Origin of the sequence: Paenibacillus sp. AN1007 (genome assembly GCF_040702995.1) — a bacterium.
GTDB lineage: Bacteria > Bacillota > Bacilli > Paenibacillales > Paenibacillaceae > Paenibacillus.
This window is the reverse complement of the sequence record NZ_CP159992.1, coordinates 461,438-487,150: the sequence shown is the minus strand read 5'-3', so window position 1 is coordinate 487,150 and position 25,713 is coordinate 461,438. Positions and strand designations below refer to the sequence as shown.

The following is a 25,713-nucleotide window of genomic DNA, read 5'->3' as shown; positions in this document are numbered from 1 at the left end:
CTGCATCGGAAGCATACGCTTATCACCGAATTTTCCCCTTTGACAAAAAGGAATCCAAAAAATCTGGGGATAACAGCGATTGAAAGGTTATTCTGTCATCGGAGTGCTCTGTGTAAACTCAATCTTGTTTAACTTATATGAGATCTTAATCCTGCTCCTCTTCATCAACCGCTTTCAGTGATTCGAGAAATTCGGCTGTTGCGCGATCACGGTCGCGGCTCTTTTCCTTCAACCGCTCAATCGCTGGCAGAATGAGAATGTCCACTTCTTTTTGAACGATGTAGGCGAGGTCATACTGATTCTGTTCCTCCAAATAACCGCCGACCTGCATCAAACCGTTGTAGCGATCCAATTCCTCACGGGTTAACAGACCGCGAACCTGCACACTGCAATGTCTCATCCAAAGAACCGTCCTTTCCTCAGGACCAGCGGAATGCCACCGATAATGAACAAGTAACGCAGATCCACCAGCTTTTTCAGCTGTGCTGCCTTCCAGCCCTTGTACTTTTTATCGCCAACGACGGCAATGGCTTCCCCTTTCCCCAATGAGGCTACCGTACCTTTGCTGGTAAACTCAAAAGGCTGAGGTTGTTTGCTGCGGATGGCGGCGACAATATTTTTGGCACAATTCACACCCTGCTGCATCGCAATTTGTGCTGTCGGCGGATAAGGTCTTCCTTCCTTGTTAAATACAAGAGAATTGTCACCGATTACATATACATGCTCATGCCCCGGCGCACGCAAATATTCATCCACCTTCACACGTCCGCGCATTACTTCAAGGCCGGCCTGTTCCAGCAGCGAATTGCCCCGAATGCCTCCCGTCCATACCACGGTGGCAGCTTCGATCTTCTCGCCTTCCCCGACAATAACGCCATCGGGAAGACACTGTTTGATCGGAACACCAATTTTGAATGTCACGCCCTTTTTCTTCAGCACGTTCATCGCATGATCCACAAGTTCCGGATCAAATCCCGGCAGCGCAGAAGGTGCCGCTTCGACATTATAAATATGTACATGCTTCGGATCAACGTCGAATTCTCTGCACAGCTGCGGGATACGATCTGCAAGTTCAGCGACAAATTCAACGCCGCTGAAGCCTGCACCGCCGACAACGAATCGAATACGGTTTCGTTTATTATCGTTTTTGTACATCGCGAATTGATATTCAATGTGTTCACGAATCAGCCTTACGGAGTTGATGCTGCGAATGGTCATCGCATGTTCAAGCATACCGGGTATACCAAAGGTCTCAGGCTCCCCGCCCAGACCAATAATCAAGTAATCGTAGGACAATGTTCCATCCTCCAGAATGACTTTACGGTCCTGAAGACGAATCTCTTTCACAGACGATTTCACCAGATCAATCTTGAACTCGTCGATCAGCTTGGATATAGAAACTCTGGCGTGTTCTATTTTATCCGTGCCTGCTGCCGGCATATGTAGATGGGTTGTAATATAATGATAATCATGCCGGTTCACCAGTGTGACGTCGGCTTCGTTATAGTTCAGTTCCTTCTGCAGCCGCTGGGCTGTCAGAATGCCGCCATATCCCGCTCCGAGAATGACGATTTTGGGAATGCTGCTCATATCTGTACTCCTTCCGGTTTCGCTCGCATCCTTCCTTCAGCAGGTGGAATGCAAAATGCTCTTACTTACAAGTATTGCTGAGGTCTTATCCATTATGACGAGAAATGTAAACTTCATGAATGGTTTTGAATTTCTATACGCAAATCATCGATTTTAGTTGTGAAATTAACCACAAGTTTCCACAAAACGCGAAGGTTGTATCGACCTGACGTCATCACTCTAATATTGACAAAAAAAGCACATAGTACAGGTCAAGGATATCTGGATTTGTCGCAAAGATCAAGGTTTTTTTTGTTATTTTTCATAACCTTTCATTTCCAATTTCATCCTATTCTCACCAGAACTTCATCAATTATTAACGAATTAGTGATCCAGCTAACTTTGCAACCCAGATTACACCGTTTATAATAGGAAGGACAGTTTGGAACCCCAGCAGATGATGTGATGTAATTTGCAAAATAAGTCACTCGTCTCTACCTATTAAAATAAGAAAGGTGTTGTTGATTGTTGACTTCACAGACTACCGGTCATGAAATGACCGATTTACTTATTATCGGCGGCGGTCCTGCGGGCCTCTTCGCTGCATTTTACGGAGGTATGCGTCAGGCATCCGTAACACTTGTTGAAAGTATGCCTCAGCTTGGCGGACAGCTTGCTGCCCTCTACCCGGAAAAATACATCTATGATGTAGCCGGTTTTCCTAAAGTTACAGCTCAGGAGCTGGTCAATAACCTGATCGAACAGATGAGCCACTTCAACCCGAACATCCGCCTGGAAGAAAAAGTAGTATCGGTGGAGAAACAAGATGAACAGCATTTCATCGTAAAGACAGATGAGAATGAATATCATGCCAAAGCCGTAATTATTACGGCTGGTGTTGGTGCCTTTGAACCTCGCCGCCTTGAACTCGAAGGTGCAGCGAAGTTTGAGAAGACCAACCTGCATTACTTCATCAGTGATTTAAACGCTTTTGCCGGTAAAAAAGTTTTGATTAGCGGCGGTGGAGATTCCGCTGTAGACTGGGCACTTATGCTGGAACCAATTGCCGAGCAGGTGACTCTGATTCATCGCCGGGACAAGTTCCGTGCACATGAGCACAGTGTGGAAAACCTCATGAATTCCAAAGTTAACGTCGTAACACCGACTGAAATTACGGAACTTCACGGGGATGATACCATCACCAAGGTCACTCTCGCTCATGTTAAGACCAAAGAAACTCAAGAAATTGAAGTGGATGATGTCATTGTTAACTTCGGTTTCGTATCCTCCCTTGGTCCAATCGCCGAATGGGGAATCGAGATCGACAGCAATTCCATTGTCGTGGACTCCCGCATGGAAACCTCCATCCCTGGCATCTTTGCTGCCGGCGATATAACAACGTATCCAGGCAAGCTGAAACTGATTGCCGTTGGTTTCGGTGAAGCTCCAACCGCAGTGAACAATGCGAAAGTATACTTCGATCCAGATGCCAAGTTGTCTCCTGGACACAGCAGTAACATGAAACGCTGATATATAGATAATCACATAATTGGGCACAAAAAAGGGTATCTTACTCCTGAGCATTCACATAATCAGGAGGGATACCCTTGTCTTATATATGCCCGCTGTGTAACGGTCTGGTTGTACCGGAGCAGGCTTGTCCCCACTGCCTTCAGGGACTGTCAGAATGCGGCAAATTGGACGACTACACCGGACCATACAGCCCCTACGAGCTTCAGGCTTCCTCTGACATGGCAGACGAAACCGAGAACGTTTGCAATCACTTGATGTATTGTCACCATTGTCAGACAAGCATGCTGCTGCCTATTTCATTATGGGAACCGTCCGGAAACCTGTAACATTGCCTGCAATGAGGATCTCTAGTGAAGAATGGCAGATACGTCGGTACCCAGTTTGCGCTTATGGATTTCTGCCAAAAGCAGCGCGATGAAATCTCGTTCGAGATCCAGTTCGATCGCTTTATGGTAGGAATCCAACAACATCTCATCGGATAACATAGCCATTTCCCGCCACAACCTTTCCTTTTTTTTCCTCAAAACCATCATATCAGAGATCCGCAAAGAGAACAAGCGTTCTTGTTATCCACAACATTGTGTGGAAATCCTGTGTATAGTTTGTTGATAATTGGAAAAAACATAGAATATATAACAGTGGATAATGTGGACATTATTTATACACAGGACATATAAGCACCCTATCGAACTATGAATAAACAAAATTTTAGAACTATTTTCATATTTTCCAGCGTTTCTCGGATTGTATTACCCAAAAGTGAAAATTTTCAAACGCTTTCCATGCAATTTCTCTTGTATATACTATCGGTTTTTCCTGCAGTTTCTTTAGTCTTTCCATCCATTTTCATTGAGGTCTGGTATTCACTTCCAAAATCCATATTCTGCCGGAGTGATCGAGTCCATAATCAAATCCCAGCTGCCCCACGCCCGGGAACTGGCTTTCCATGATATGTGTACAGGTCAGCGTCAGCGAACGCATCTCCTGACGTTTATACCGATTCGCGATGTGAGGCAGCGATAAGGCAAGTGCTTTTTTGCCGGACAGCATCGTTCCTCCCTTGCTCAGATTCGTTACACACAGACCCGGGCGGGCAAGTCTTCCAACTAAAGAACGAAATACCCAGCCCTGCTCTGTCTTAACTACTTTGACTCTGTAATCCACAGGTCTTCCATGAATGGTCGCCAGATGAATCCCTTGTTGAATCATATATCTTCGTCTGGCCTTTACTCTTACTAGAGAACGATACATCTGCCCAAAACTTGCGAATGAACGGCTGACCTTCATATGTGTATACCTATAAGCCCCACCGCTTGCAGATACTCTGATTACGCCATATCCTCCGCCGCCCACAATTGGTTTAATATATACCATTCCGTAACGCTGCAGCATGTGCTTCAGATTAACAGCATTAAATGCCTTGGTCTGTGGAATATGCGCAGCGGCTGCCGGATATCTCATTAATGCGGCCGTCTTCCGCCATTTACTTGCTAACTGTCTCGACATAGGTTGATCTCCTTTCACAAACAAATAGTCCTTCCTTATACATACTCAACCCATGAACGATTCTCTTGGATGATTGTCCAAGGCGGAGGCCCCTTTTCCGTGGAACCTGTCCCGTTTAGTGAAGAGAAGTCCGGGACAGCAGCCGGTTTGCTTTTCAAACGATTCAATCTGTCGTATGCTACTAAAGAATGACTTGTATTGGCTAAAAATGAGGATCTAAGGAGCGTTCAGAAGACATGGAAGCATTTTTCAAATCACTTTATGGCGTAGCCTATTTTGCAATGTCGGTTGTACTGGTCGCGGTCACGGTACTTCTTTTCGTCATCGGTATTCGTCTGTTTATCAAAAAACGTAATCGCGGCTTTGCGCTGAGCTGTATTATATTCGCCTGTTTCATCGTCTTTATCATCGTTGTTATGCTGACAACCCCCTTCTCTGCCACGCCTCCAGGCTCACCGGAAGCTCTGGCTGTCCTGTACCATTACGGATAACTTAACACCTCTGTAGAAGGGAGATATTTATGACACGGAATAAAACACTTGGAATTATTGATATTGGCTCGAACTCCATTCGCCTGGTAATCTATGAGGTTGATGAAGAGGGTGCCTACCGCATTATTCATGAAGACAAATATGCTGCCCGGCTTAGCGGGGTTGTAGAAGCGGATGGCACCATTCAGCGGCCGTCTTTAACGACAGCCATCACTGTCCTGCGGCAGTTCAAAGCTGCCTGTGAGGCCTATCAAACCGAAGTGATTCGGGCTGCAGCAACGGCAGCTATACGTAATGCGGTCAATGCGGAGCAGATTATTGCTTGGCTGGAGAGCGAGACCGGACTTACGATCGAATGTGTCTCTGGGGACCGGGAAGCTTATTACGGATTTTTGGGTGTGATTCAATCCATTGATTTGGCGGATGGTTTTGTGGTGGATATCGGGGGCGGCAGTACGGAAATTACGTTATTCCGCAATCGAGAAAGGCTGCACAGTGTATCTTTGCCCATCGGCGCTGTGAATTCACATGCCCGCTATGGGTGCGAAGATCAATGGACTGATGCCAGCGAACAAGCACTTTGCAGTGAAGTCATCGAAGCGCTGCAGGGACAGGACTGGATGCGAGAGCATCCCGGTCTGCCGCTGATCGGACTGGGTGGTACGATGCGTACGCTTGCAAAGGTGGAACAAAAACGGACGCAGTATTCGCTGCCAGTGACACACCATTATGAAATTGGAGAGGAAGCGATGGAACACATCGCTCGCTCCCTTCCCTACCTGACTTCGACTCAACGCAAAAAGGTGCCCGGACTTGCCAAGGATCGGGCTGACATTATCGTGCCCGGCGTACTGATTCTGCGCACCGTCTTCCGCATCATCCGGGGAGATCGTTATGTCGTGAGCGGCGCAGGGCTTCGTGATGGGCTGCTAAGGGATTATTTGGCTTCCGGCCAGCCTGCCGCACCGGACGCACTGAAGGACAGCATTCGCAACTTCCTTCATTACGGACCACCTATCCCACAGAAACGCCTGAACCGGATTCACCAGGATGCGGTTGCGCTGTATACTGCTTTACAGGAGGCTGCACCTGATCCATCTGATGTGCGGATCCTCTACGCCTCTTCCATGCTGCACATGGCCGGCAAACAGATTAACTATTTTCGATATACACAGCATTCGGCATACTGGATTATGAACGCAAGCATCTACGGTCTATCCCACAGGGAAACGATCCTTAGTGCCATAGCAGCCGATTATCATCCAAAGAAAAGAACACCTCAACTGCTGCATAAACATGAGGATATTCTAAAAGATTCGGATGTACAGCATGCCCACCGTATCGGTTCGCTGCTTCGTGCGGCTGAAGCGATCAACCGTGCGGAGAGCATCGCCGCCATTCACGCACACAAAGAAAAAGACTCGCTGCAGGTCACATTAACCTGTACAGACGAGCCTTTACTGGAACTAAACGGCTTGGAAGATGCCGTCAAAGATTTACAGGAAGCCTGGGGAGTTACGTTAAAACACTCCATTCAGCAGGTTTCCAAGGGATAATTCCCATAGCCTCCGTCTGACTTCTCAGCGGGGGCTTTTCATTTTTTACAAATATATAATTACCGTTAGGCATAAGCTGTCTGGCCTTCACATTGTCGTTCAAGGACAGATTCAGAATATCCACCAGCATCTTCTTCAAGGAAGGATCAAATACAGGACACATCAGTTCAATACGGCGGTTCAAGTTCCGAGACATCCAGTCAGCACTGGAAATGAAGACGTCCGGATTGCCCCCGTTTTCAAAATAGAATAACCGTGAATGCTCAAGGAAACGGTCTACGATGCTGATGACCCGAATATTCTCGCTGAGTCCTTCTACGCCAGGGCGCAGGCAGCATACCCCGCGGACAATCAGATCAATCTGCACCCCTGCTTGAGAAGCAGCATATAGCTGATCAATCATATCCTGATGAGATAAGGAGTTGATTTTGGCAATAATTCGGGAACGTCTGCCTTGAAGCGCATGCTCCGTTTCACGCTGAATCAGCGCAAACAGTTCATCCTTCATGCCATCCGGCGCAACCCGGAATGCCTGCAGTGCCTTCGGACCCGAATAACCGGTAATCTCGTTAAACAGTTCAGACGCGTCCTCACCGATGATCGGGTTAGAGGTGAACAGGCCCACATCCGTATACACTTTGGCAGTGCTCTCATTGTAGTTGCCCGTGCCCACGTGAACGTAACGCCGCAGCCCCTGCTGCTCCCGACGTACAACCAGAATAATCTTCGCATGTGTTTTCAGACCGACCAGACCATAGACAACATGACATCCTGCTTTTTCCAGCTTGCGGGCCCATGCAATGTTGCGTTCTTCGTCAAATCTGGCTTTTAACTCTACAACGACGGTAACCTGCTTACCACTCTCTGCAGCCAAAGCAAGCGCAGGAATGAGACGTGAGTCACCATTCACCCGATACAGCGTCATCTTGATGGCCAGAACTTGCGGATCTTCTGAAGCTTCCAGAATAAAGTCCGTCACGGGTTCAAAGGATTCATATGGATGATGAACCAGTACATCTCGTCTGCGCAGCAACTCAAAATGGCTCTCTCTTGGCAGGAACTCAGGCGGGTACACTGGCTGTACTGGACTATACTTCAAATGGGAGAAACCTTCGAGGCTGTCCACAAATCCAGCCAGGAAGCTTAGGTCAAGCGGTCCGTCAATCTCAAAGACCGGGTCCTGAATTTCAAATTCATCCTGAAGCTCCTGCAGGGCGTCACTCCGGAAATCTTTGCACACTTCGAGCCTGACGGGCGCTCCGCGGCGTCTGCGCCGCAGTTCTTTTTCTATCGCCTCAAGCAGGTCTTCCGCTTCCTCTTCATTAATAGAGAGATCGGCGTTGCGGGTTACTCTGAACTCCTGCACAGCCAGTGACACATATCCGCTGAACAAGGTATGAATATGATGTTTAATCAGGTCTTCAATCAAAATGAACGTTTTCTTTTTGCTGTTAGCCCGCAGTGGAACCTTCACAATACGAGGAAGATTGGAGGGCACCTGCACGATGGCCATGAACGGCTCGCCATCCTGCTCATCTTCTTTTTGCAGCATAACAGATAGATATACCGACTTGTTATGAACCAGCGGAAACGGCCGGCTTTGGTCAATTGCCATGGGAGTAAGCACCGGGAAAATAATGTCATGATAATATTGGTCCATTGCCCGCTGCTGTGTTACATTAAGGTCCACATACTCCTGGATGTGTACGCCTTTCTTGGCGAGAAGGCGAATGAGCTCACGATATGTTTTATACTGCTCCGTGACCATGGCCCCGGTTCGTTTAATCAATCTGCGGTACAGCCCCGAGGGCGTATAACCCGTGAAATCTTTTTGCGTGAATCCAGCCTTGATCTTCTCCTTGGTCTCTGCGAGCCTGACACTGACAAACTCATCCAGATTGCTGGCAACAATACCAAGGAACCTCATTCGCTCCAGCATAGGCGTTGTAGGGTCCTGTGCCTCCTGAAGCACGCGCCGATTAAATTCAACCCAACTTAAATCACGGTTAACATAGTTGCCTGTTTTAATATCCTTGTGCATGTATGGCCTCCGAATGTAATGCATATCAATTCTTATTTGATCTTCTACTATAATTGTACTATTCGTAATCGGCTCCAAGCGTCATCGGAATGTTAACGCAGTGTTAAATTTATGTAAATGATAACTCATGACCGCAAGTTTTTCCATCCCTTTACAAAGGCCAATAGACAAGGTAAAGTGAGATACAGTGTGATTTGACCGGCTGTCGTTATTGTCCTAAATTTACGTTATGTTAAAGGAGTATCTTATGAAATCGAATAAACCTAGAACACTGCAAAAAAATATCGAGTTTTTCACCGCTGCCCTGTCCCAATGTGTGGTTACCGCTTGGCAGGAAGATCCCGCAGGTGTATATTGTGAAGTCGGCCGCGGCATTGTTGAGAAGATTAGTGATGACAGCGTGCGGATCTGCAATGAGAACGGAACGAAGAGCCATTATGCACGGGAAACGACGATGTTTCAAACTGAAAAATAAATTTGCGTAATCATGAAAAAAGGACTAGCTTTCTTAAACAGAGTGTTGTATACTCTTGCCACAAGGAAAGGAGGTGCGTCAACATTTCTAATGTCATGTTGAACGTGTCCCTTACCCGATCCACTACTTCCAAATAAATTGGGTGTGTGGAGGCGCGGGATACGGATCAATGTTTTAAAAAGCGCCACGGGTAGAAAAGCCGTCTTCGGACGGCTTTTTGTTTTGTCTTTTAAGCTCATTCGAATGTTATGCAGGAAATGAACGAAGCAGGATTTCGGCATAGAGGTTAAGAAAACAACCAAAATATTGGAAACCGACCCTTTAGCCGTGTGATTTCCGGAGGCTATAATGAGGATGAATCTATCCCAACTTATAACCGAGGAGGCATGTTGTAATGTTCAAAAATGTAAGGGGTTTCAAAACAAGTATTCTGCTGGCTTTTGTTTTGCTGTTTACTTCTGTTCTGCTGCCAGCGGGCCAGCACGCCAGTGCTGCGCCGAGTTTTGCCAAAGGAGCTGACATCAGCTGGGTTCCCGGCATGGAAGCTCAGGGGTACAAGTGGAAAGATAAAAACGGGGTACAGCGCGACATCATTGATATTCTGAAAAAGGATTACCAGATCAACTCTGTCCGCATCCGGGTTTTCGTTAATCCATCGAATGATTACGGTAACGGTTATATGAATAAAGACCGCGCTGCCGCACTCGCACAGCGTGCCAAAAATGCGGGCATGAGTGTCATGCTGACACTTCACTACAGTGATTCCTGGGCAGATCCGGGCAAGCAAACGAAACCGGCAGCATGGAAAAACTATAGTTTCCAGCAGTTGATGGATGTTGTCTGGAGTTATACCCGTGACGTTATGACGACCATGCAGAGCAAAGGTGTCACTCCAGACTGGGTACAGATCGGCAACGAAACCAGCAACGGCATGTTGTGGGATGATGGCAAAGCTTCAGTTAACATGAAAAATTATGCATGGCTCGTAAATACAGGACATAACGCAGTAAAATCCATAAGCAGCGGTACCAAAACGATTGTACATCTGGCTGGCGGCGATGATAACGCCCTGTACGTCTGGAATATCGGCGGCTTAATCAACAATGGAGCTAACTTTGACATGATCGCCATGTCCCTCTATCCTTCCGCTTCGGGTTGGAATACAGCGGTGACCAACACTGTCAACAATGCAAAAGATATGATCAACCGTTATGGCAAAGAAATCATGATTTCCGAAATTGGTATGGACAACAATCAGCCAGCGGCAGGTAAAAGCTTTGTTGCTGCGATGAAAAATCAAATTCGCAATCTGCCAAATGGCAAAGGTAAAGGCGTGTTCTACTGGGAGCCGCAGGCCACACCAGGTTATAACAGCGGCTATGGCAAAGGAGCTTGGCAGTCCAATATGATGCCAACGGCTACCATGGAAGGGTTCATTGACTAAGCACGGGGGTTAGAAGCCTTTACGGGGGTTGGATCTGCGGGGGGACGTTCCGGGGGCGGGGTGTTCTTGCGATCGCTGGTTGTCCTCGGATTTCTTTTGATTTCCCCTTCAATTGGGGGAAATCCGAGGGCAAACGCGAGCGCTTCGCTTCTTCAGAATCACTCCCGCCCCCTCCACTACGCGCTGCTCCTTAAGCAAGGGCTTCTAAAACGTGCTTCGGTATTTCACGGAGGCAGATAAAACATTGAGGGAGGACGCTGCGGGGGGGACGTTTCGGAGGCGGGTCGTGCTTGCGATCGCTGGTTGTCCTCGGATTTGCTTTGATTTTCCCCTTTAATTGGGGGAAATCCGAGGGCAAACGCGAGCGCTTCGCTTCTTCAGAATCACTCCCGCCCCCTCCACTACGCGCGGCTCCCTAAGGAAGGGCTTCTAAAACGTGCTTCGGTATTTCACGGAGGCAGATAAAACATTGAGGGAGGACGCTGCGGGGGGACGTTTCGGAGGCGGGTCGTGCTTGCGATCGCTGGTTGTCCTCGGATTTGCTTTGATTTTCCCCTTTAATTGGGGGAAATCCGAGGGCAAACGCGAGCGCTTCGCTTCTTCAGAATCACTCCCGCCCCCTCCACTACGCGCGGCTCCTTAAGGAAGGGCTTCTAAAACGTGCTTCGGTATTCCACGGAGGCAGATAAAACATTGAGGGAGGACGCTGCGGGGGGACGTTCCGGGGGCGGGGTGTTCTTGCGATCGCTGGTTGTCCTCGGATTTCTTTTGATTTCCCCTTCAATTGGGGGAAATCCGAGGGCAAACGCGAGCGCTTCGCTTCTTCAGAATCACTCCCGCCCCCTCCACTACGCGCCGCTCCTTAAGCAAGGGCTTCTAAAACGTGCTTCGGTATTTCACCGGACAGTGAATACAAAATAAAAGGCGCTCTTCCTTAGGGATGGCGCCTTTTGCCGTTAAACTGCACTGCCGCACTCCCTTATGTATTGAGTACTTGGGTCACTGGTGGGAGCTTCATGGAGAAAGCTCAGGATTTAAAAGAATATCATAACAACCATAAGAGATGCAGCCAGACTGAGGAAAGCAGTGATCGCTTGAATACAGCTGAATGAAATATTTTCAATAAAAATCATATGTCTTCTTTGTACCAAATACGAAAAGACAGCTGCCGGAACAATGATTGGAAGATATTGATAGAGATCCGGACCATCTGTACTCGGTAATATGTTATGGATATACCCCATGGTTGTTTCGTTTACGATCAAGCAAGCATAGACCACACCGATAATGATGGAAAAAAGAAATGAAGATATCAACCGAACCCGATTTCCCTGCAGCACGAAACGACCACGTTTGGAATGCATCCGATCATCGCTAACCATTGTCCTTCTCCTCTCTAGTGCGTCGTTTGACGTTGAACTGTATTATCCTGAAAAGCCCGATAATGAAGCAAACCAGCAGCAATCGCTAATATCGTCAATCCGGCTGCAAACAGATAGAGGTTTATAATCCCGATATATTCAGCAAGCCAGGCCATCCCAAGCAAAGAAATGCAGAATACAAAATGCATCATCGAGGCTTGCGCAGATAAAACCTTGGGAAGTATCGAGCTAGCCACACTGCTCTGAATCAACGTACGTCGGTTAATCATGGCAAGCTCGGCGAATGGCCCCATCAGCATGACGAGAATTAGGGCAGCATACGGCTGTGAGTTCAGTGCATAGACGGCAGTCAGTACACCATACCCCGCCATCCCTAACATCATCACTCCGAAATAGCGGCGTCCAATGATTCTGGCGAGTGCAAGCACCAGCAAACCTCCACCGATCGTTCCGGCAAAATAGGCCGCATTAATGAAGCCCCACCATTCTTCACTTTGCCCAAGTGCAGCTTGAACAAAAGCCAGTGTGAACGCGCCCACCCAGATTGAACCGCCAAGCATGTCGATCATATCCATAAACGTAAGCACCCGCAGACGGGGTGTTTTCCATATCATTTTCCAGCCTTCCGTTAACGTATGCCATCTGCCTGTACCCACTTCCGCTGCAGCTTCCAGCTGACAGATCCTTCCCGGTCATCTCCGCATGGGTTGGCTCTTTGACGCCGAGTGTAAACGCCGCTGCCAAACCATAAATAACAGCAGTAACCAGCAGGGTTGAACTGGACCCGATCCATGCCACGATGATACCGCTTAGTCCCCATCCAGCAAATTGTACAACTTGATCACTGACGCTCATGAGTCCATTGGCTTTGAGTAACCCCTGCTCATGTGTCACCAGCCGCGGGATCAGCGCATTGCGAGCAGGAGTAGTCCAGCCATCCAGAAACGACATCACAAATACAAGCGAAAATACGAGGACCAATGAGGAGGCATCTCCATTAACATGCAAATACACAGCCAGAACGACAAACAGCAGAAACTGTCCGGTTTGTGACAATAAAAGCAGGCTGGACAGCTTAAAACGCTGAATCAACAGAGGTGCGGCCAGACTGCTTAACATTTGAGCTCCGCTCCGCATCAAAGGCAAAAGTGCCGCAGATATAAGCGAGTTGGTACGATCCAGCACCATCACCGTTAAGGCCATAATATAAAGTACATCTGCGGCGTTTGCTGCCGTTTGAGTTGTCCACAAATAATAAAAGGGACGTGTTAAATAAGAGGACTTCATGTCGCATGACTCCGTTTCTATATTTGGCGCTGGTAAAGCGCTAATGGATACTCTTTTTTGAATATGACATTATCCACAATCTGCAGCATTACTTCCCGATCACGCAGCTCCAGTACATTCGGGCTGAGCAGTTCTTCGGGCGTAACCCACTTCGCATCAGCAATTTCTGAGGCATCCGGCTGCAGAGATCCGCCAATGATCTCGCCAATAAAATGGAACAGAACCACCTGCTGTCCGGTACTGCTTCTGAAATTGTAAACTCCTGTGGCAGCTGTTAATCTGACTTCATATCCCGTCTCTTCTCTGGTTTCCCGACGTGCCGCATCCAGTATATCTTCCCCGTACTCCACTCTGCCTGAGGGAAAATTCCACCTATTCCGCACGGATGCCTTGTTCTCTTTGATGATAAGCATCCTGTTTTTATGTAAGATCGAAACACTCACAACGAATACAATACTTTGCTGCTCCCTCACTCCAAACATCCACCGCCGTTCGAAAAAACTCAATCTCTACAATTAGAACATGCGTTCCTTAATTTGTAAATAAAAGAATTTTCCTAATTCTCTTCTCATCTTAGACGATGGTAAAAAAAAGCCCTCCCATCATCAAGGATGAGAAGACCGTTATTACCATTCGTTTTTGTTATTACTTCTTTTTAGTATTACAACCATTTCTGTTATTACACGGACTTAGCCAGCTTGGCGGCTCGCATAGATGAAGCAGCATAGACAACCAGAGCTGTCCATATTAAAGCAAAACCAACCAGCAGCACAAGTGAAACGGACTCCTTAAACACAAATATGCTCAGGATCAGCATAATGGTTGGGCCGATGTACTGTACAAATCCGAGCGTAGACAGCGACATGCGGGCAGCTGCACGAGCAAAAAACAGCAGCGGCAGGGCTGTCACCACACCGGAAAGCAGCAGTTCAAAAAACATAGGTGCAGGCAGCGTCCAGGCCGTTGTTTGGCCAGCAAGGCCGAGGTATATCCAGTAACCTAATGCAATAGGCAGAACAACCGCTGTCTCTGACAGCAAACCTACGGAAGCATCCTGCTTGATCTTTTTCTTCGCAAGTCCATATAAACCAAAGGAAGCCGCCAGCGAAATCGAAATCCACGGGAAACGTCCGTAGTCGATCGCTATAATCAGCACCGCAACCGCTGCAATAGCAATAGCCAGCCATTGACCCCGGTTTGGTTTTTCATGAAGAAAAACAACCGCAAGCAGCACATTCAGCAAAGGATTCAAGTAATAACCAAGACTGGTTTCCACGACATGACCGTTGTTCACTGCCCAGATGAAAATAAGCCAATTGATCGCAATCAGCAGTCCGCTGGCAGTTAGGGACAGCAGCAGCGTACGACTGGTCCAGATCCGTTTCACATCACTCCAGCGGCGCTGAATGGCGACCAGTATCCCCATAAATACAAACGACCATACGACCCTGTGCGACAAAATTTCACCAGCCGGCACATCATTAAACAGCTTCCAATAAAGCGGGAGAATCCCCCACATGACATACGCAATAATGGCATTAATTAATCCGTTATTCATGAAACGTACCCTCTCTTTTTCATCTCTGTTATGTCTCATTTGTTCTCTAATATCTCACCGGATTATACGCTCCGCCCCTTGCATAAGTAAAGAAATACTTATGGAAATACAAAGATCCTAACAATATTCATGCCCGGTTTAGTCGCTGCTTCCTTATAAGAAGTACATGCTTCTTTCCAAAATAGAGTATAGTAAGATCAAAAACGATTCCAGGAGGCTGCAGCGATGTCACAGGATATCTGGTTTAACTTGCCAGTCAAAGATGTTGAAAGGGCAGCTGCTTTTTTCGACGCAATAGGATTCCAAGCGATGAACGTTGGCAGCGAGAGAGCCATGATCTCCATAGGCCAAACCACGATTATGCTGTTTCCAATTGAAACCTTTGAGAGATTTACAGGCACCACAGCTGCGGATACTTCTCATAGTGCAGAAGTTATTATTTCCATTGGTGCCAAAAGTAGAGAAGAAGTCGACTCCTTTATTCAGAACGTGGAGCGTGCAGGAGGAAGCGTGTTTGGCAAGCCAAGCGAAACGGAAGGCTGGATGTACGGTGCAGGTTTTGCCGATCTGGACGGTCACCGCTGGAATCTACTCTACATGGATGAGAGCAAGATGCCAAAGCGCCAATAAATATCCACTGCCTTGAAGTAAAATGTTATATGCTGTATTTACATTTGTCTCTTTGTACTGGTCTCTTCGATCATTCAACATGGATTGCCAGGAGCTGTTAATCCATGTCTATGGGCCGTCCGTTACAATTTCAAATCAACAAAAACGGACACTGTTTATCTAAGCTCAGTGTCCGTTTGTTTGTTCGTTTGTGCAGCACTTAGTACTAATATCTTACTTCGCTTCGCCAACTACAGTAAAGCGTTCATTTATGTGCTGTGAATTCTCGATCTCGTCCACAAGTGCAATCGCATAATCAGCATAGCTGATATAGCTGTTGCCTTCACTGTTCACCATAATCACATCACTGCCTGACTGATACTTACCCGTACGCACGCCTTCCGGATTGAAGAATCCAGCCGGGCTGAGAAACGTCCATTGAATGCCGGAGGACGCTTGCAGGTCCTGCAGGTTTTTGCTCTGGTTGGAGGCTGTTGCTTTGTACGCATCAGGGAAACCTGGAGAATCAACAACACGTAGTGTTTTGGACTCATCCGTGAACAAGCTTCCTGCGCCGCCCACAACGATCAGACGCGTGTTTGGAGTATCTTTCAGAATGTTGATGAGAGCTTGTCCCACTTCCACATGCAGGTTTTCTTTGCCCGCTGGTGCGCCAAATGCATTAACAACAACGTCAAAACCTCGAACATCCTCTGCAGTAAGGTCAAACACATCTTTCTCCAGCACCTTCAGGCTCTTGTCTTCCAATTTGGATGCATTGCGCACAATAGCGGTTACCTCGTGTCCGCGGTCTGCTGCTTCTTTTAAAATGACACTACCTGCTTTACCTGCTGCACCAATAATTCCGATCTTCATTAAAATCTCTCCTCCGATGTAAAAGTTTGTTTCTTTTTGGGCTAGGAACGTTCTCCTAAACTCTATAATGTAACTATAATAGTTACAACTAAACTTGTCAACATGTTCTTCTTTTATGTAGAAAAGCTGCACTGCAGGATTATGTTTAAGATCAAAATGAAAAACATGGGTCATGCTTTGGATCAAACTCTGGTAAAAAGAGTAGAAAGGCCCTGTTCATCACCTGAACAGAGCACTCTATTTTTTCCAATCCAATCTTCTGAACTGCAGTTTGAGGCATTCGTATAAATTAGAATTTCCAGCCTTCTTGATCCTGCTCCTCCCATTCAGGCGCTCTTGCGTCCCATCTTCCAAGGTGAGAAATAAGTGAATTCCACGGGTAAAAAGGCCGAGAGGCTGTCCCCCGTACTTGAAGCTGCTCCCTCAGGGGCTCCCGGGGTGATGACACCCCCATGATAAGTGCTTACTCCCAGAGGGAATATATAGTTTCTTCCCCCATTGTTATCCCAGATACCGCTTCCGTTGTTGAAAACGGCCTCCAGTCCGGCAGCTGTGCCTACATCCACTGTAATTTTATGATAACCGGGCAGTTCGGACGGTGGAATTGGCACACCTGGAGGTATCGTCCATATGCCGCCCACCGGGCGGTAATGAATGTTGGGTTGTGTATAACCCTGCTTATAATAGACAGTGACACTGCTGCTTTTTGGTGCTTCATCCGTCGTCACACGTAGTTCCGTGCTTGCCGCCGATTTGTTCTGCGCTGCATCATACGCAATAACATGATACATATAGGACGCTGCAGCCTTCAATCCGGTATCCGTATATGCAGGTGTGGGACTTATGCCAATTTTGACGCCATCCCGAAATACTTCGTATCCCGTCACACTTGTATTATCCGTTGAAGGATTCCAAGCCAGCGCCACACGATCAGAAGCCTTCGAGGTTACCGTCAGATTTGCCGGTACGCTTGGCGGAGTCGTATCTGCTTGTGGTGCACCTTGGGTGATGACGCCTCCATTAAAGGTGCTTACCCCCAGCGGAAACTGATAGTTTTTCCCTCCGTTGTTATCCCATGTCCCGCTGCCATTGTTAAAAACTGCCTCCAGCCCCGCAGCTGTGCCTACATTCACTGTCATTTTAGTGTAACCTGCCACTTCGGCTGCTGGCATTTTCACACCCGGAGCCGTCGTCCACGTCCCGCCCGTCGGACGATAATGGATGTACGGATTGGTATAACCCTGTTTGTAATAAATGGTGACGACATTGCCTTCCTTGGTCTTCACCGTAATCGGCTCACTGGATGCCGAAACATTGCCTGCAGCGTCCACTGCTTTGATGAAGTATACATAACTTGCTGCGGGAGCAAGAGATGTATCGGTATACGTCAACTGGGTTGACTCTCCAACCTTGCTTCCGTCACGGTAGATATCATATCTCGCAACGCCGTAGTTATCCTGACTCGCTGACCACTCCAAGGTTACAGCGGATGAGGTTGAACTTGGGGATACCACATTGGTTGGTGCTGTCGGCGGTTCGATATCTGCGACGAGTGTCTGCACTTCCAAAGTTTTACTGGCAGCAGAGACGTTATTTGCCTTGTCTCTTGCTTGGATCTTGTACGTGTATGTTTTTGCCGGTTCAAGTCCGCGATCTGTGTACTCCGTCGTCTGCGAACTGCCCACTTTGGTGCCGTCCCGATAAATGTCATATCCCTCCACACCCACGTTATCGGTGGAAGCTGTCCACTGGAGAGTAACACTTCGATCCGTTACGCGTGCGGCTTTGACACCGGCTGGGGCCGAAGGCGGCGTCTGATCCACCACGAGGAACGGGTGTGTTCCCTGGATTGTTCCGTTTGCGTCCTCTACCACTTTACCGGAGGCATCTTTCTTGTATTTTCCCGTACCTACATATACCGTCTGAATTTCACTGCGAGTCACATTGCCGTTACCGTCTACCGCCTCGATATAATAGTCGACCAGCTGATCCCGGAAATCGTTGAAATAGGTATAATACATATCTCCAATTTCTTGAGCAGGTACACGTTTAAACATATCTGTGCTGCTTGGCTGCCAAGCCACCCCATTGATGTCAGGCTTCAAATCACGTTTGATCATCGAATATTCCTGCCAAGGGCTCACTTTGGCCGGATCAATGTTGGTTACACCCTTGGCTTTGAGCGCTGCCGGATCATATACACGGAACGTGTTATCCTTTGCATCCGCCTGTTTATCCCGATGAGTCCGCACCTTCACCTTGATATCGCTAATCCCACTCACGTCATAAGCATAGGTGTAGATACCAAACGTATTGTCAAAATAATGAAGCGTCCAGCCTTCTGCCTTGCTGACATTAGCACTGCCTGGATTGTAAGGATAACGCTGCGGCCACCAAACCGACGGGCCTGTGCGATCCTTGGATAGCTGTCCTTCTACATACGGTTTGGAGAAAAACAGGGATTGATTAAACGACAGTGTCGGCTTCACGCCGTCATCCACATTTTCATCATAATATCCGAAACCCGAATCCAGCGCAGGCAGCAGGAAGTACCAGCTCAGCTCTGCCGGATTCGCCCCGCCCTTGTAATTGTTCGCCGGGTCTCCCTTGAAGGGGTATGCCATCATCCACGGATTCAGCTGATTGCCTTCATAGGTGATCTCCCGATCCAGCGCAGTGCTTGGCTTCCAATGGTTCGGGTTGGCATCCAGCCACATCTGCTCGGCTGTCTTTGCATAATTCAGCGCTGCCTGCTCCAACGCAAAATTACGCTCCAGATAGTGATAACCGTATTCAAAGGATACCGTCATGCCTTCCTGAACCCCGTCCAGATTCTTCTTCGGCTCCAGATTAAGGCCCGTGGCCTTGTTGAACGCATCAAACTGTCCTTTCCAGATGCCAAAAGGAAGACGCCAGTGATACCATGTCGGATCAGAGGAAGAGTCACGCGTGTCAATCCAGGAGCCATCCTGCACATGGACTACATCCTCGGCTTTGGGCGTATTGGTACGCAGATATTCGTTGATACTTTCTCCTTTTACCCCGGGCTGTGCATAGGTCACATTCCCTGCATTGCGCCAGGTGTCCTCAGAGCCTGCACGTCCTGAAGAGTTATCTCCGTCATGGGCAATGACAAAAAACTGCTTCTGATCCACCAGCCCTTCAAATGGTTTGAGTGCATCTGCCTTTACCGATCCTTGATACCCTTCTTCCCACGATTCCGCTTGAGCTGCAGGAATGCCAACAATCTTCTTCTCTGCTCCGGTTTCGGGATTCACATGCCGTACCCAGTGTGGTGTGGATGCAAAGGGGTACTTGTTGTACACCACCTGTTTTTCGTTAAACATCGGTGCAGACACCCATGATCCAACATCGCTGGTGTTTTGCAGATCGGCACGGTTTGGTGGAGATACCATCGTATCCTTGCCTGGATCGTTTAACAGCGGATAGTCCTTGAGCGTACGCGAAAAGTGATTGTTGCCAATCACAGACCACTCAATGCCAAGCTGATCCAGAACCGGAATAATGCGTTCCGAGAAGCCAAGCTCGGTCGGGAAGAAGCCTTTGGAAGACTTAAAGCTGTCCCCCAGGAAAAAGGGTTGAGCCATGACGGCATTTTGGTATATCAAGTCCTTGAGCAAATATTCGTTGCCGGCGAGTGGTCCCATGGAGTGATGCCCGGAAAAATGAACAAGGTCCATCGTCCGCTCTCCATTGGTCGTTTTCAAGTTATTGTACGCGTTCTTCCAGGGTGCTCCCCAAGCTTTATCGTTGTAACCGTTTACATTATTGGTATACATAAAACTGTCCACATTGTTCAGTAGGGAGCCTGACATCGTTACCTGCATGCCTGCGGCGGGATGGTTGTTTTTCAAATCGCCTGCTGTCTGCCAGGGCCAGCTGAGATAGGCTCCGGTTTTGGCATGATGGGTATAATAGTCGACTAGATCATCATGCGGCATCGGTGCACCACCAGGCAGAAAATAGGGATAGGCTGCCGGAGGGTTCTTTTTCAGATCAATAACCTGCCCGTCATAGGTGTATCGAATCGGTGATCCTACAGGTGTGGAAGCATACTTGGATGTGTCGTAGTAAGCCCAGAAATTCGGCATATGGTTATGGTACACATGGGAAGCGGAGATTTCGGCATAAGCTGCTGCGGGTTGTGTGGAAATGACGATGGATAATGCCAACAGGAATGCGCCAAGTCTGCGCACAAGCTTCATGTTTTTCCTCCCTCATCTGTTGCCCCTGTGGGGACCGTGAATTGTAATTCATTTGAAAGTTATTAGAACCCTTTGTTTGAATTTGAAAATAAGCCTGCTCTCGTGCCTCCTCTCCTCTGGAATCCTGCGTGAAACAAACTACAATCTCGTGCCGTCTAAACAAAGAGTTCCTCTTGAACAAACGTTTGCATTAATAGAGAGAATTAAACACCTTATATAACTATGTTTTTCCGCTGCATTTCTGATCTAAAGTGCTGCATGCATCTTATATATTGCAAACGTTTGCACAAAATAATATACCTGCCCATGGAACAAAATGTCAATACTAGAAAAATAAAAAAGGCACACTTCCTGGCGAAGCCTTTTCGCCGGAAATGCACCTAAATCGTTATACCCTTTTTACTTTTAGATGATCATCAAACACGCTGAAATCACACTAAACAACAGATTAACAATCTTTATCCGGTACACCCGCTTCTTCACGTGTACGGAAGGATGAACCGCAGCCGCATGTCGCAACCGCATTCGGGTTATGGATGGTGAAGCCGCCGGACATGCCGGATTCTTCAAAATCAATCTCGAGTCCATTCAAATATTTCACATTTTCTTTCTCTACAACCACTTTCATGTCTTGAATGTCCATATATATATCCTCATCGGACTCTTTATCGTCAAAGCCCATGGCGTACGAAAATCCGGTACAACCGCCCGGTGCTACGCCTAGACGCAGGAACATTCCAGGTGTCTCTTGCTGTGCAAGCATCTCTTTCAATCGGTCTGCAGCCGTTTCGCTGATACTAATCATGCCAGGTCACTCTCCTTTTCATTGAATCTACACTTAAATTATACTCCACCCCGTCAAGGGGCTCAAGTTATGTTTACCCGTTTCCGCGTTCGCCCTGAACTCCTTTTTCTTCCCAGTGTATTGAACCCCTGCGGCACGAGGTTTATAATGGATAGGTGGTCTCACTGAAAATGTCAATATTTCGTCATGACTTATTCGGATGTTGGTCATATATGGAGTTGTAATTTTTTTCACATTTCGAGACTGGTTCTCAGTCCCCAATGCATATAGAGTCACTTTGACTCCTTTTGAAAAAATAAACTTTTCGATTGCAGCACACGCTGCACCGGGTAATAAGAGTTAGTCTTTCACAGGAAGGCGGCAGTTGACCGCATCTTTGCTATGTATTTCTGTTTAATGGTTCAACACACCACAACTCGAATTCCGGTAAAGAACAGGAGGAAACAGCATGTCTACATTGGTAACACCGTTCACCGACAAAAGAATGGCTGAAATCGTTGAGAAAGTGCAGAACGGCGTAAGGCTGAGCGTAGAAGACGGCGTGTATCTGTATCAAACAGATGATCTGCTGACTTTGGGCCAGCTGGCCAATGAGGCCAATCTGCGGAAGAACGGCAAGAAAGTTTATTTCATCGAGAACATGAGCCTTTATTTCACCAACGTATGCGAAGCTCGCTGCGCATTTTGTAATTTCCGCAAAGACCAGGGCGAAGAAGGCTCTTATACGTTATCCGGTCCGGAAATGATCGACTATGTGGAGCAGCATATTCATCCAGGCGTGCGTGAGTTCCATATCGTAGGTGGACACAACAACCATGTTCCTTTTCAATATTATGTCGATTCCCTGCGTGCTTTAAACGAGAAATATCCGGATGTTACGCTGAAAGCTTACACTGCGGCAGAGATTGATTTCTTCACCCGGATTAGCGGACTTAGTATCAGAGAAGTTCTGCAGGAGCTGCAGAAAGCAGGTCTGAAAACATTGACTGGTGGCGGCGCTGAGATTCTCTCGGATGAATATCGCAAAAAAATGCGTGTAGACAAAGCCAACGTGGATCGTTATCTTGAGGTGCACCGCACAGCTCATGAACTCGGCATGCGTACACATACGACGATGTTGTATGGATCGATCGAATCCTATGAGGACCGCGTCAATCATATGGTGCAGATTCGTGAACTGCAAGACGAGACCAACGGATTCATGGTCTTTATTCCGCTTTCCATGCAGCCAAAAAGTAAAAACGCAAGCATTATGCGTCGCAACTCGGCTTATGAGGATCTCAAAACAATAGCGATCAGCCGACTGATGCTGGATAACATCGATCATATCAAAGCATACTTCATTAACATCGGTCCACAGCTGGCTCAAGTTGCCCTTGGATTCGGTGCTTCAGATGCACATGGCACGATTGTTCGCGAACGGATTAGTCATGCCGCAGGTGCTCTCACACCTGAAGGCCTTACTCGTAAAGAGCTCATATGGCTTATTAAAGGTGCAGGACGTATTCCAGTAGAACGTGATACATTCTACAATGAAATTCAAGTTTACGAATAGACTTGACCGATTGCTTCGATACGAGGCAAACGTCACAGCAGCACAAGCATCACTCATCAAAGAACGAAACTTTGTTACAAGCAGGGAGACGTTTTATACAGAGTGATGCTTAACTGTGATCTCATATTTAAAATTTTCATTGTCTCATTCTTGATTATTTAAATTAACTTGAAACTAAAAACAACACACGGAGCAGCTATGTGAAGGCATAGCTGCTCCGCAGGTTAAGGTCCCAGCAATGGGACTGATGCAGAAAGGAAGCCGAGTCATGAAAAATTTCGTCATTCTTGGAGGCGGTTATGGCGGCCTCACGATCATCAAGGAACTTCTGGAAGGTAAAATCCCGTCAGATACGCAAATTGTACTGGTGGACCGCAGCCCCTTTCAAGGATTAAAGACCGAATATTACGCACTCGCAGCAGGAACAGTATCGGATTACGACCTGCGTATCCATTTTCCGGTAAATGAGAAAGTAACACACCGTTTCGGTGAGGTTACAGCCATTAATCTGGAGCAGCGTCAGATTGAATTCGAAGGTCAGGAACCTCTGGAATATGACAAACTCGTGATTGGCCTGGGATGTACAGATCGTTTTCACAATACACCCGGTGCCGAGGAATACAGCTGCACGATTCAAAGCTTCAGCAAAACACGTGAGACGTATCTGCGTCTTAATGAAGTTAAGGCTTATGGACATGTTCACATTGTGGGCGGTGGCTTGAGTGGTGTTGAGATGGCTGCCGAATTGCGCGAAAGCAGACCCGATCTGAATATTAGTATCCTGGATCGCGGTGAGCGCGTATTATCTGCATTCCCTCAACGTCTCTCTGCTTATGTTCACGAATGGTTCAGCGAGCATCAGGTTGAGGCCCGGGGACATATCGCCATTTCACGGGTGGAGCCAAACGCGATCTACAACCGCGATGAACAGATTCAGACCGATGCTGTTGTATGGACGGCAGGCATCCAACCTGTCAAAGTCGTTCAAGACCTTGATGTAACCAAGGACCCTCAGGGCCGTGTCGTATTAAACGAATATTATCAAATTCCGGAGTATACCGATGTTTATGTCGTCGGTGACTGTGCCAGCGTGCCTTATGCACCAAGCGGTCAGGCTGCAGAGGTTCAGGGTGAACAGATCGCTCATATTCAGCATGCTCTCTGGAAAGGCGAAAAGCCCAATCCGCAGCCTCTGAAGCTTCGCGGCACACTCGGCGCGCTAGGCAAAAAGGCTGGATTTGGGCTGATGGGCAAAACGTCCATGATGGGACGTGTGCCTCGTATTTTGAAAAGCGGTGTGCTCTGGATGTCCAAACGCCATCTCGGTTAGTCGAGATCCAGCGCGTCCCAGGCATCCGCTTCAGCTATTTTGGCGAGAATGGCGTTATATAAATCCTCTACTTTGTCCGTGGCGACCACTTCACCATTAACCAAGGCAAAAGGTGTCAGATAACATTGACCGCAATTGGTCAGACAGCCGTATTCAATCACATCATAGTCCGGATTTTCATCCAGCTGATCCATGACTTCATCGGTGCCAAAATGCATATTGTTAGCACAAAATTCAATAATTGGTCTCATTTCAGTTCACCTGCTTTGTTTGACCATTTTAATTTATGGTCGTTTGTAATATAATAAAGGGAGGAAAGGAGTTGAACAATATGAGCGAAAACGCACAAAGCACCATGTATGATGAGGTATCTGATGTGCTTGATAAACTTCGTCCGTTCCTGCAGCGCGATGGCGGTGACGTGGAACTGGTCGACGTGGAGGATGGCATCATTAAGCTGAAACTGGTCGGTGCCTGCGGCAGCTGCCCAAGCTCCACCATTACCTTAAAAGCCGGGATTGAACGTGCCCTCCTCGAAGAAGTTGAGGGTGTACAAGAAGTTGTACAAGTATTCTAATCAATCCTTCACGAAATAAAGATCAGAGAGCCTTTCGCTTCGAAGAAGCGGAGGGCTCTTTTTTTTGATGCTTTATTAAATTGTAGGCCGAATGGGATCAAGCCCTCCAGACACATCCATAATGTTACCTGTAATGAAATCCGAATGATCCAGGCACAGATACGTAATCACTCGCGCAATATCTTCTCCGCTGCCAGGTCGTCCTCTCGGCGTTTCCTTATCCGTGATGCCTGCAATGTCATCGATTGTTTTCTCTTTGTTCGCACCGCGTATATCTCCAGGGCATACCATGTTCACTGTAATCCCATAAGGCGCTTCTTCCACGGCAAGAGTTTTCGTAAACGAAACCAAACCTACCTTCGCAGCAGCATAGACAGCACGATGAGGCCAAGATCTTGCTTCACCCGCATGACTGAACCCAAAATGAATAATACGGCCCCACTGCTTGCGGCGCATCTCGGGCAGGACGAGCTGATCCAGAATCATCGGTCCAAGCAGGTTGCCCTGCACCAGCATCTGCACTTCTGCTTCGGAATAATCTGCAAAGACCCGGCGTTCCCGCACGAACGGACCGGCGTTATTCACCAAAATATCAATATGTCCCAGCTGCGTTTGTACTGCATCAACGAGCGCGTGAATCTCTTCTGCTTTCGATATATCGGCCTGAATGGCTGTACAGCGAACCCCTTTGGCAGTAATCTGAGCCTGCAGTGCTTCAGCCTCCAAACGGCTGTGCACATAATTAAGCGCAATGTGGCATCCCTGATCCGCCAGACTGAGGGCCGTCATTTTACCAAGACCTTTGGCACTTCCCGTTATGAGGGCAATCTTTCCCTTCACGTTCATCCCCCTCTTCAAAGAGCAGTCACTCATCCAGTATAAAAGATTTATCT

The 25,713-nt window shown here is 47.6% G+C and carries 25 protein-coding genes; 10 read left to right on the top strand and 15 right to left on the bottom strand.

Going from position 1 to position 25,713, the window contains the following annotated elements; genetic code table 11:
- Positions 1–145: 145 nt before the first annotated feature.
- A complete protein-coding gene (locus ABXS70_RS02175) occupies positions 146–400 on the bottom strand; it encodes a hypothetical protein (RefSeq protein WP_123064683.1) in 255 nt (84 codons plus the stop codon).
- Positions 397–1,590, bottom strand: coding sequence for an NAD(P)/FAD-dependent oxidoreductase (locus ABXS70_RS02170; RefSeq protein ID WP_342552680.1), 1,194 nt, complete (start codon positions 1,588–1,590; stop codon positions 397–399). Before ABXS70_RS02170 ends, ABXS70_RS02175 begins: the two co-directional genes overlap by 4 nt.
- Positions 1,591–2,097: 507 nt before the next feature.
- Between ABXS70_RS02170 and ABXS70_RS02165 the strand changes: the two genes are divergently transcribed.
- Together ABXS70_RS02165 and ABXS70_RS02160 are read left to right on the top strand one after the other, a co-directional pair.
- Positions 2,098–3,099 (top strand): NAD(P)/FAD-dependent oxidoreductase, encoded by a 1,002-nt coding sequence (locus ABXS70_RS02165; RefSeq protein WP_342552681.1) that lies wholly within the window; start codon positions 2,098–2,100, stop codon positions 3,097–3,099.
- A gap of 77 nt (positions 3,100–3,176) precedes the next feature.
- Positions 3,177–3,428 (top strand): hypothetical protein, encoded by a 252-nt coding sequence (locus ABXS70_RS02160; RefSeq protein WP_342552682.1) that lies wholly within the window; start codon positions 3,177–3,179, stop codon positions 3,426–3,428.
- A gap of 21 nt (positions 3,429–3,449) precedes the next feature.
- Here ABXS70_RS02160 and ABXS70_RS02155 read toward each other — a convergent pair whose 3' ends face one another.
- Positions 3,450–3,593: a sporulation histidine kinase inhibitor Sda gene (locus ABXS70_RS02155; RefSeq protein WP_024632651.1), complete on the bottom strand. Its 144-nt coding sequence runs from the start codon at positions 3,591–3,593 to the stop codon at positions 3,450–3,452.
- A gap of 355 nt (positions 3,594–3,948) precedes the next feature.
- Positions 3,949–4,608 (bottom strand): YheC/YheD family protein, encoded by a 660-nt coding sequence (locus ABXS70_RS02150; RefSeq protein ID WP_342552683.1) that lies wholly within the window; start codon positions 4,606–4,608, stop codon positions 3,949–3,951.
- Positions 4,609–4,844: 236 nt separating this feature from the next.
- Here ABXS70_RS02150 and ABXS70_RS02145 point away from each other — a divergent pair, with 236 nt between their 5' ends.
- Positions 4,845–5,099, top strand: coding sequence for a hypothetical protein (locus ABXS70_RS02145; protein ID WP_342552684.1), 255 nt, complete (start codon positions 4,845–4,847; stop codon positions 5,097–5,099).
- Between the two features lie 29 nt (positions 5,100–5,128).
- Positions 5,129–6,655 carry a Ppx/GppA phosphatase family protein gene (locus ABXS70_RS02140; protein ID WP_366293556.1) on the top strand — a complete coding sequence of 509 codons (1,527 nt, stop codon included), beginning with the start codon at positions 5,129–5,131 and terminating at the stop codon, positions 6,653–6,655.
- Here ABXS70_RS02140 and ppk1 read toward each other — a convergent pair.
- Positions 6,615–8,696, bottom strand: a complete 2,082-nt coding sequence (gene ppk1, locus ABXS70_RS02135) for a polyphosphate kinase 1 (RefSeq protein ID WP_342552686.1) — start codon at positions 8,694–8,696, stop codon at positions 6,615–6,617. The genes ABXS70_RS02140 and ppk1 overlap by 41 nt on opposite strands.
- 247 nt (positions 8,697–8,943) lie before the next feature.
- On the opposite strand from ppk1, the gene ABXS70_RS02130 reads away from it, so the two are divergent.
- Positions 8,944–9,171 carry a hypothetical protein gene (locus ABXS70_RS02130; protein WP_342552687.1) on the top strand — a complete coding sequence of 76 codons (228 nt, stop codon included), beginning with the start codon at positions 8,944–8,946 and terminating at the stop codon, positions 9,169–9,171.
- A gap of 394 nt (positions 9,172–9,565) precedes the next feature.
- Positions 9,566–10,615 carry a glycosyl hydrolase 53 family protein gene (locus ABXS70_RS02125; RefSeq protein WP_342552688.1) on the top strand — a complete coding sequence of 350 codons (1,050 nt, stop codon included), beginning with the start codon at positions 9,566–9,568 and terminating at the stop codon, positions 10,613–10,615.
- 1,034 nt (positions 10,616–11,649) lie between these two features.
- Here ABXS70_RS02125 and ABXS70_RS02120 read toward each other — a convergent pair.
- The 5 genes from ABXS70_RS02120 to rarD all read right to left on the bottom strand — a co-directional run bounded on the left by ABXS70_RS02120 (position 11,650) and on the right by rarD (position 14,842).
- Positions 11,650–11,997 carry a hypothetical protein gene (locus ABXS70_RS02120; RefSeq protein ID WP_342552689.1) on the bottom strand — a complete coding sequence of 116 codons (348 nt, stop codon included), beginning with the start codon at positions 11,995–11,997 and terminating at the stop codon, positions 11,650–11,652.
- A gap of 14 nt (positions 11,998–12,011) precedes the next feature.
- Complete coding sequence (locus ABXS70_RS02115) at positions 12,012–12,572, bottom strand: hypothetical protein (RefSeq protein WP_366293551.1); 561 nt, start codon at positions 12,570–12,572, stop codon at positions 12,012–12,014.
- Positions 12,487–13,284, bottom strand: a complete 798-nt coding sequence (locus ABXS70_RS02110) for an MFS transporter (RefSeq protein ID WP_366293548.1) — start codon at positions 13,282–13,284, stop codon at positions 12,487–12,489. The genes ABXS70_RS02115 and ABXS70_RS02110 overlap by 86 nt, the downstream gene beginning before the upstream one ends.
- A 17-nt stretch (positions 13,285–13,301) precedes the next feature.
- Positions 13,302–13,757 carry an NUDIX domain-containing protein gene (locus ABXS70_RS02105; protein ID WP_342552691.1) on the bottom strand — a complete coding sequence of 152 codons (456 nt, stop codon included), beginning with the start codon at positions 13,755–13,757 and terminating at the stop codon, positions 13,302–13,304.
- A 206-nt stretch (positions 13,758–13,963) separates the two neighbouring features.
- Positions 13,964–14,842 (bottom strand): EamA family transporter RarD, encoded by an 879-nt coding sequence (gene rarD, locus ABXS70_RS02100; RefSeq protein WP_366293544.1) that lies wholly within the window; start codon positions 14,840–14,842, stop codon positions 13,964–13,966.
- 225 nt (positions 14,843–15,067) lie between these two features.
- Here rarD and ABXS70_RS02095 point away from each other — a divergent pair, with 225 nt between their 5' ends.
- Positions 15,068–15,472, top strand: coding sequence for a VOC family protein (locus tag ABXS70_RS02095; RefSeq protein ID WP_342552693.1), 405 nt, complete (start codon positions 15,068–15,070; stop codon positions 15,470–15,472).
- A gap of 213 nt (positions 15,473–15,685) precedes the next feature.
- Here the strand turns inward: ABXS70_RS02095 and ABXS70_RS02090 are convergent, their stop codons facing one another.
- From ABXS70_RS02090 to ABXS70_RS02080, 3 genes are all read right to left on the bottom strand, one after another.
- A complete protein-coding gene (locus ABXS70_RS02090) occupies positions 15,686–16,327 on the bottom strand; it encodes an NAD(P)-dependent oxidoreductase (protein WP_366293540.1) in 642 nt (213 codons plus the stop codon).
- Between the two features lie 326 nt (positions 16,328–16,653).
- Complete coding sequence (locus ABXS70_RS02085; protein WP_366293537.1) at positions 16,654–20,553, bottom strand: carbohydrate binding domain-containing protein; 3,900 nt, start codon at positions 20,551–20,553, stop codon at positions 16,654–16,656.
- A gap of 448 nt (positions 20,554–21,001) precedes the next feature.
- A complete protein-coding gene (locus ABXS70_RS02080) occupies positions 21,002–21,358 on the bottom strand; it encodes an iron-sulfur cluster assembly accessory protein (protein ID WP_342552696.1) in 357 nt (118 codons plus the stop codon).
- A gap of 448 nt (positions 21,359–21,806) precedes the next feature.
- Between ABXS70_RS02080 and mqnE the strand changes: the two genes are divergently transcribed.
- Entirely contained in the window at positions 21,807–22,913 is a 1,107-nt protein-coding gene (gene mqnE / locus ABXS70_RS02075) for an aminofutalosine synthase MqnE (protein WP_251509123.1), read from the top strand.
- 268 nt (positions 22,914–23,181) lie between these two features.
- Positions 23,182–24,243: an NAD(P)/FAD-dependent oxidoreductase gene (locus tag ABXS70_RS02070; protein ID WP_342552697.1), complete on the top strand. Its 1,062-nt coding sequence runs from the start codon at positions 23,182–23,184 to the stop codon at positions 24,241–24,243.
- On the opposite strand, the gene ABXS70_RS02065 is transcribed toward ABXS70_RS02070, so the two are convergent.
- Positions 24,240–24,494 carry a YuzB family protein gene (locus ABXS70_RS02065; RefSeq protein WP_366293532.1) on the bottom strand — a complete coding sequence of 85 codons (255 nt, stop codon included), beginning with the start codon at positions 24,492–24,494 and terminating at the stop codon, positions 24,240–24,242. The two genes, ABXS70_RS02070 and ABXS70_RS02065, sit on opposite strands and share 4 nt — an antisense overlap.
- 80 nt (positions 24,495–24,574) lie before the next feature.
- Between ABXS70_RS02065 and ABXS70_RS02060 the strand changes: the two genes are divergently transcribed.
- Complete coding sequence (locus ABXS70_RS02060; RefSeq protein WP_053783253.1) at positions 24,575–24,820, top strand: NifU family protein; 246 nt, start codon at positions 24,575–24,577, stop codon at positions 24,818–24,820.
- Positions 24,821–24,895: 75 nt separating this feature from the next.
- On the opposite strand, the gene ABXS70_RS02055 is transcribed toward ABXS70_RS02060, so the two are convergent.
- Positions 24,896–25,660, bottom strand: coding sequence for an SDR family oxidoreductase (locus ABXS70_RS02055; protein ID WP_342552699.1), 765 nt, complete (start codon positions 25,658–25,660; stop codon positions 24,896–24,898).
- Positions 25,661–25,713 lie beyond the last annotated feature (53 nt).

Excerpts from the sequence above, each read along its gene's own strand:
- ABXS70_RS02130 (WP_342552687.1), top strand. The coding sequence starts at position 8,944 with ATGAAATCGAATAAACCTAGAACACTGCAAAAAAATATCGAGTTTTTC.
- ABXS70_RS02080 (WP_342552696.1), bottom strand. The coding sequence starts at position 21,358 with ATGATTAGTATCAGCGAAACGGCTGCAGACCGATTGAAAGAGATGCTT.
- ABXS70_RS02145 (WP_342552684.1), top strand. The coding sequence starts at position 4,845 with ATGGAAGCATTTTTCAAATCACTTTATGGCGTAGCCTATTTTGCAATG.
- ABXS70_RS02120 (WP_342552689.1), bottom strand. The coding sequence starts at position 11,997 with ATGGTTAGCGATGATCGGATGCATTCCAAACGTGGTCGTTTCGTGCTG.
- ABXS70_RS02090 (WP_366293540.1), bottom strand. The coding sequence starts at position 16,327 with ATGAAGATCGGAATTATTGGTGCAGCAGGTAAAGCAGGTAGTGTCATT.
- ABXS70_RS02140 (WP_366293556.1), top strand. The coding sequence starts at position 5,129 with ATGACACGGAATAAAACACTTGGAATTATTGATATTGGCTCGAACTCC.
- ABXS70_RS02115 (WP_366293551.1), bottom strand. The coding sequence starts at position 12,572 with ATGGATATGATCGACATGCTTGGCGGTTCAATCTGGGTGGGCGCGTTC.
- ABXS70_RS02070 (WP_342552697.1), top strand. The coding sequence starts at position 23,182 with ATGAAAAATTTCGTCATTCTTGGAGGCGGTTATGGCGGCCTCACGATC.
- ABXS70_RS02060 (WP_053783253.1), top strand. The coding sequence starts at position 24,575 with ATGAGCGAAAACGCACAAAGCACCATGTATGATGAGGTATCTGATGTG.
- ABXS70_RS02065 (WP_366293532.1), bottom strand. The coding sequence starts at position 24,494 with ATGAGACCAATTATTGAATTTTGTGCTAACAATATGCATTTTGGCACC.
- ppk1 (WP_342552686.1), bottom strand. The coding sequence starts at position 8,696 with ATGCACAAGGATATTAAAACAGGCAACTATGTTAACCGTGATTTAAGT.
- mqnE (WP_251509123.1), top strand. The coding sequence starts at position 21,807 with ATGTCTACATTGGTAACACCGTTCACCGACAAAAGAATGGCTGAAATC.
- ABXS70_RS02170 (WP_342552680.1), bottom strand. The coding sequence starts at position 1,590 with ATGAGCAGCATTCCCAAAATCGTCATTCTCGGAGCGGGATATGGCGGC.
- ABXS70_RS02085 (WP_366293537.1), bottom strand. The coding sequence starts at position 20,553 with ATGAAGCTTGTGCGCAGACTTGGCGCATTCCTGTTGGCATTATCCATC.
- ABXS70_RS02150 (WP_342552683.1), bottom strand. The coding sequence starts at position 4,608 with ATGTCGAGACAGTTAGCAAGTAAATGGCGGAAGACGGCCGCATTAATG.
- ABXS70_RS02125 (WP_342552688.1), top strand. The coding sequence starts at position 9,566 with ATGTTCAAAAATGTAAGGGGTTTCAAAACAAGTATTCTGCTGGCTTTT.
- ABXS70_RS02155 (WP_024632651.1), bottom strand. The coding sequence starts at position 3,593 with ATGGCTATGTTATCCGATGAGATGTTGTTGGATTCCTACCATAAAGCG.
- ABXS70_RS02110 (WP_366293548.1), bottom strand. The coding sequence starts at position 13,284 with ATGAAGTCCTCTTATTTAACACGTCCCTTTTATTATTTGTGGACAACT.
- ABXS70_RS02095 (WP_342552693.1), top strand. The coding sequence starts at position 15,068 with ATGTCACAGGATATCTGGTTTAACTTGCCAGTCAAAGATGTTGAAAGG.
- rarD (WP_366293544.1), bottom strand. The coding sequence starts at position 14,842 with ATGAATAACGGATTAATTAATGCCATTATTGCGTATGTCATGTGGGGG.
- ABXS70_RS02175 (WP_123064683.1), bottom strand. The coding sequence starts at position 400 with ATGAGACATTGCAGTGTGCAGGTTCGCGGTCTGTTAACCCGTGAGGAA.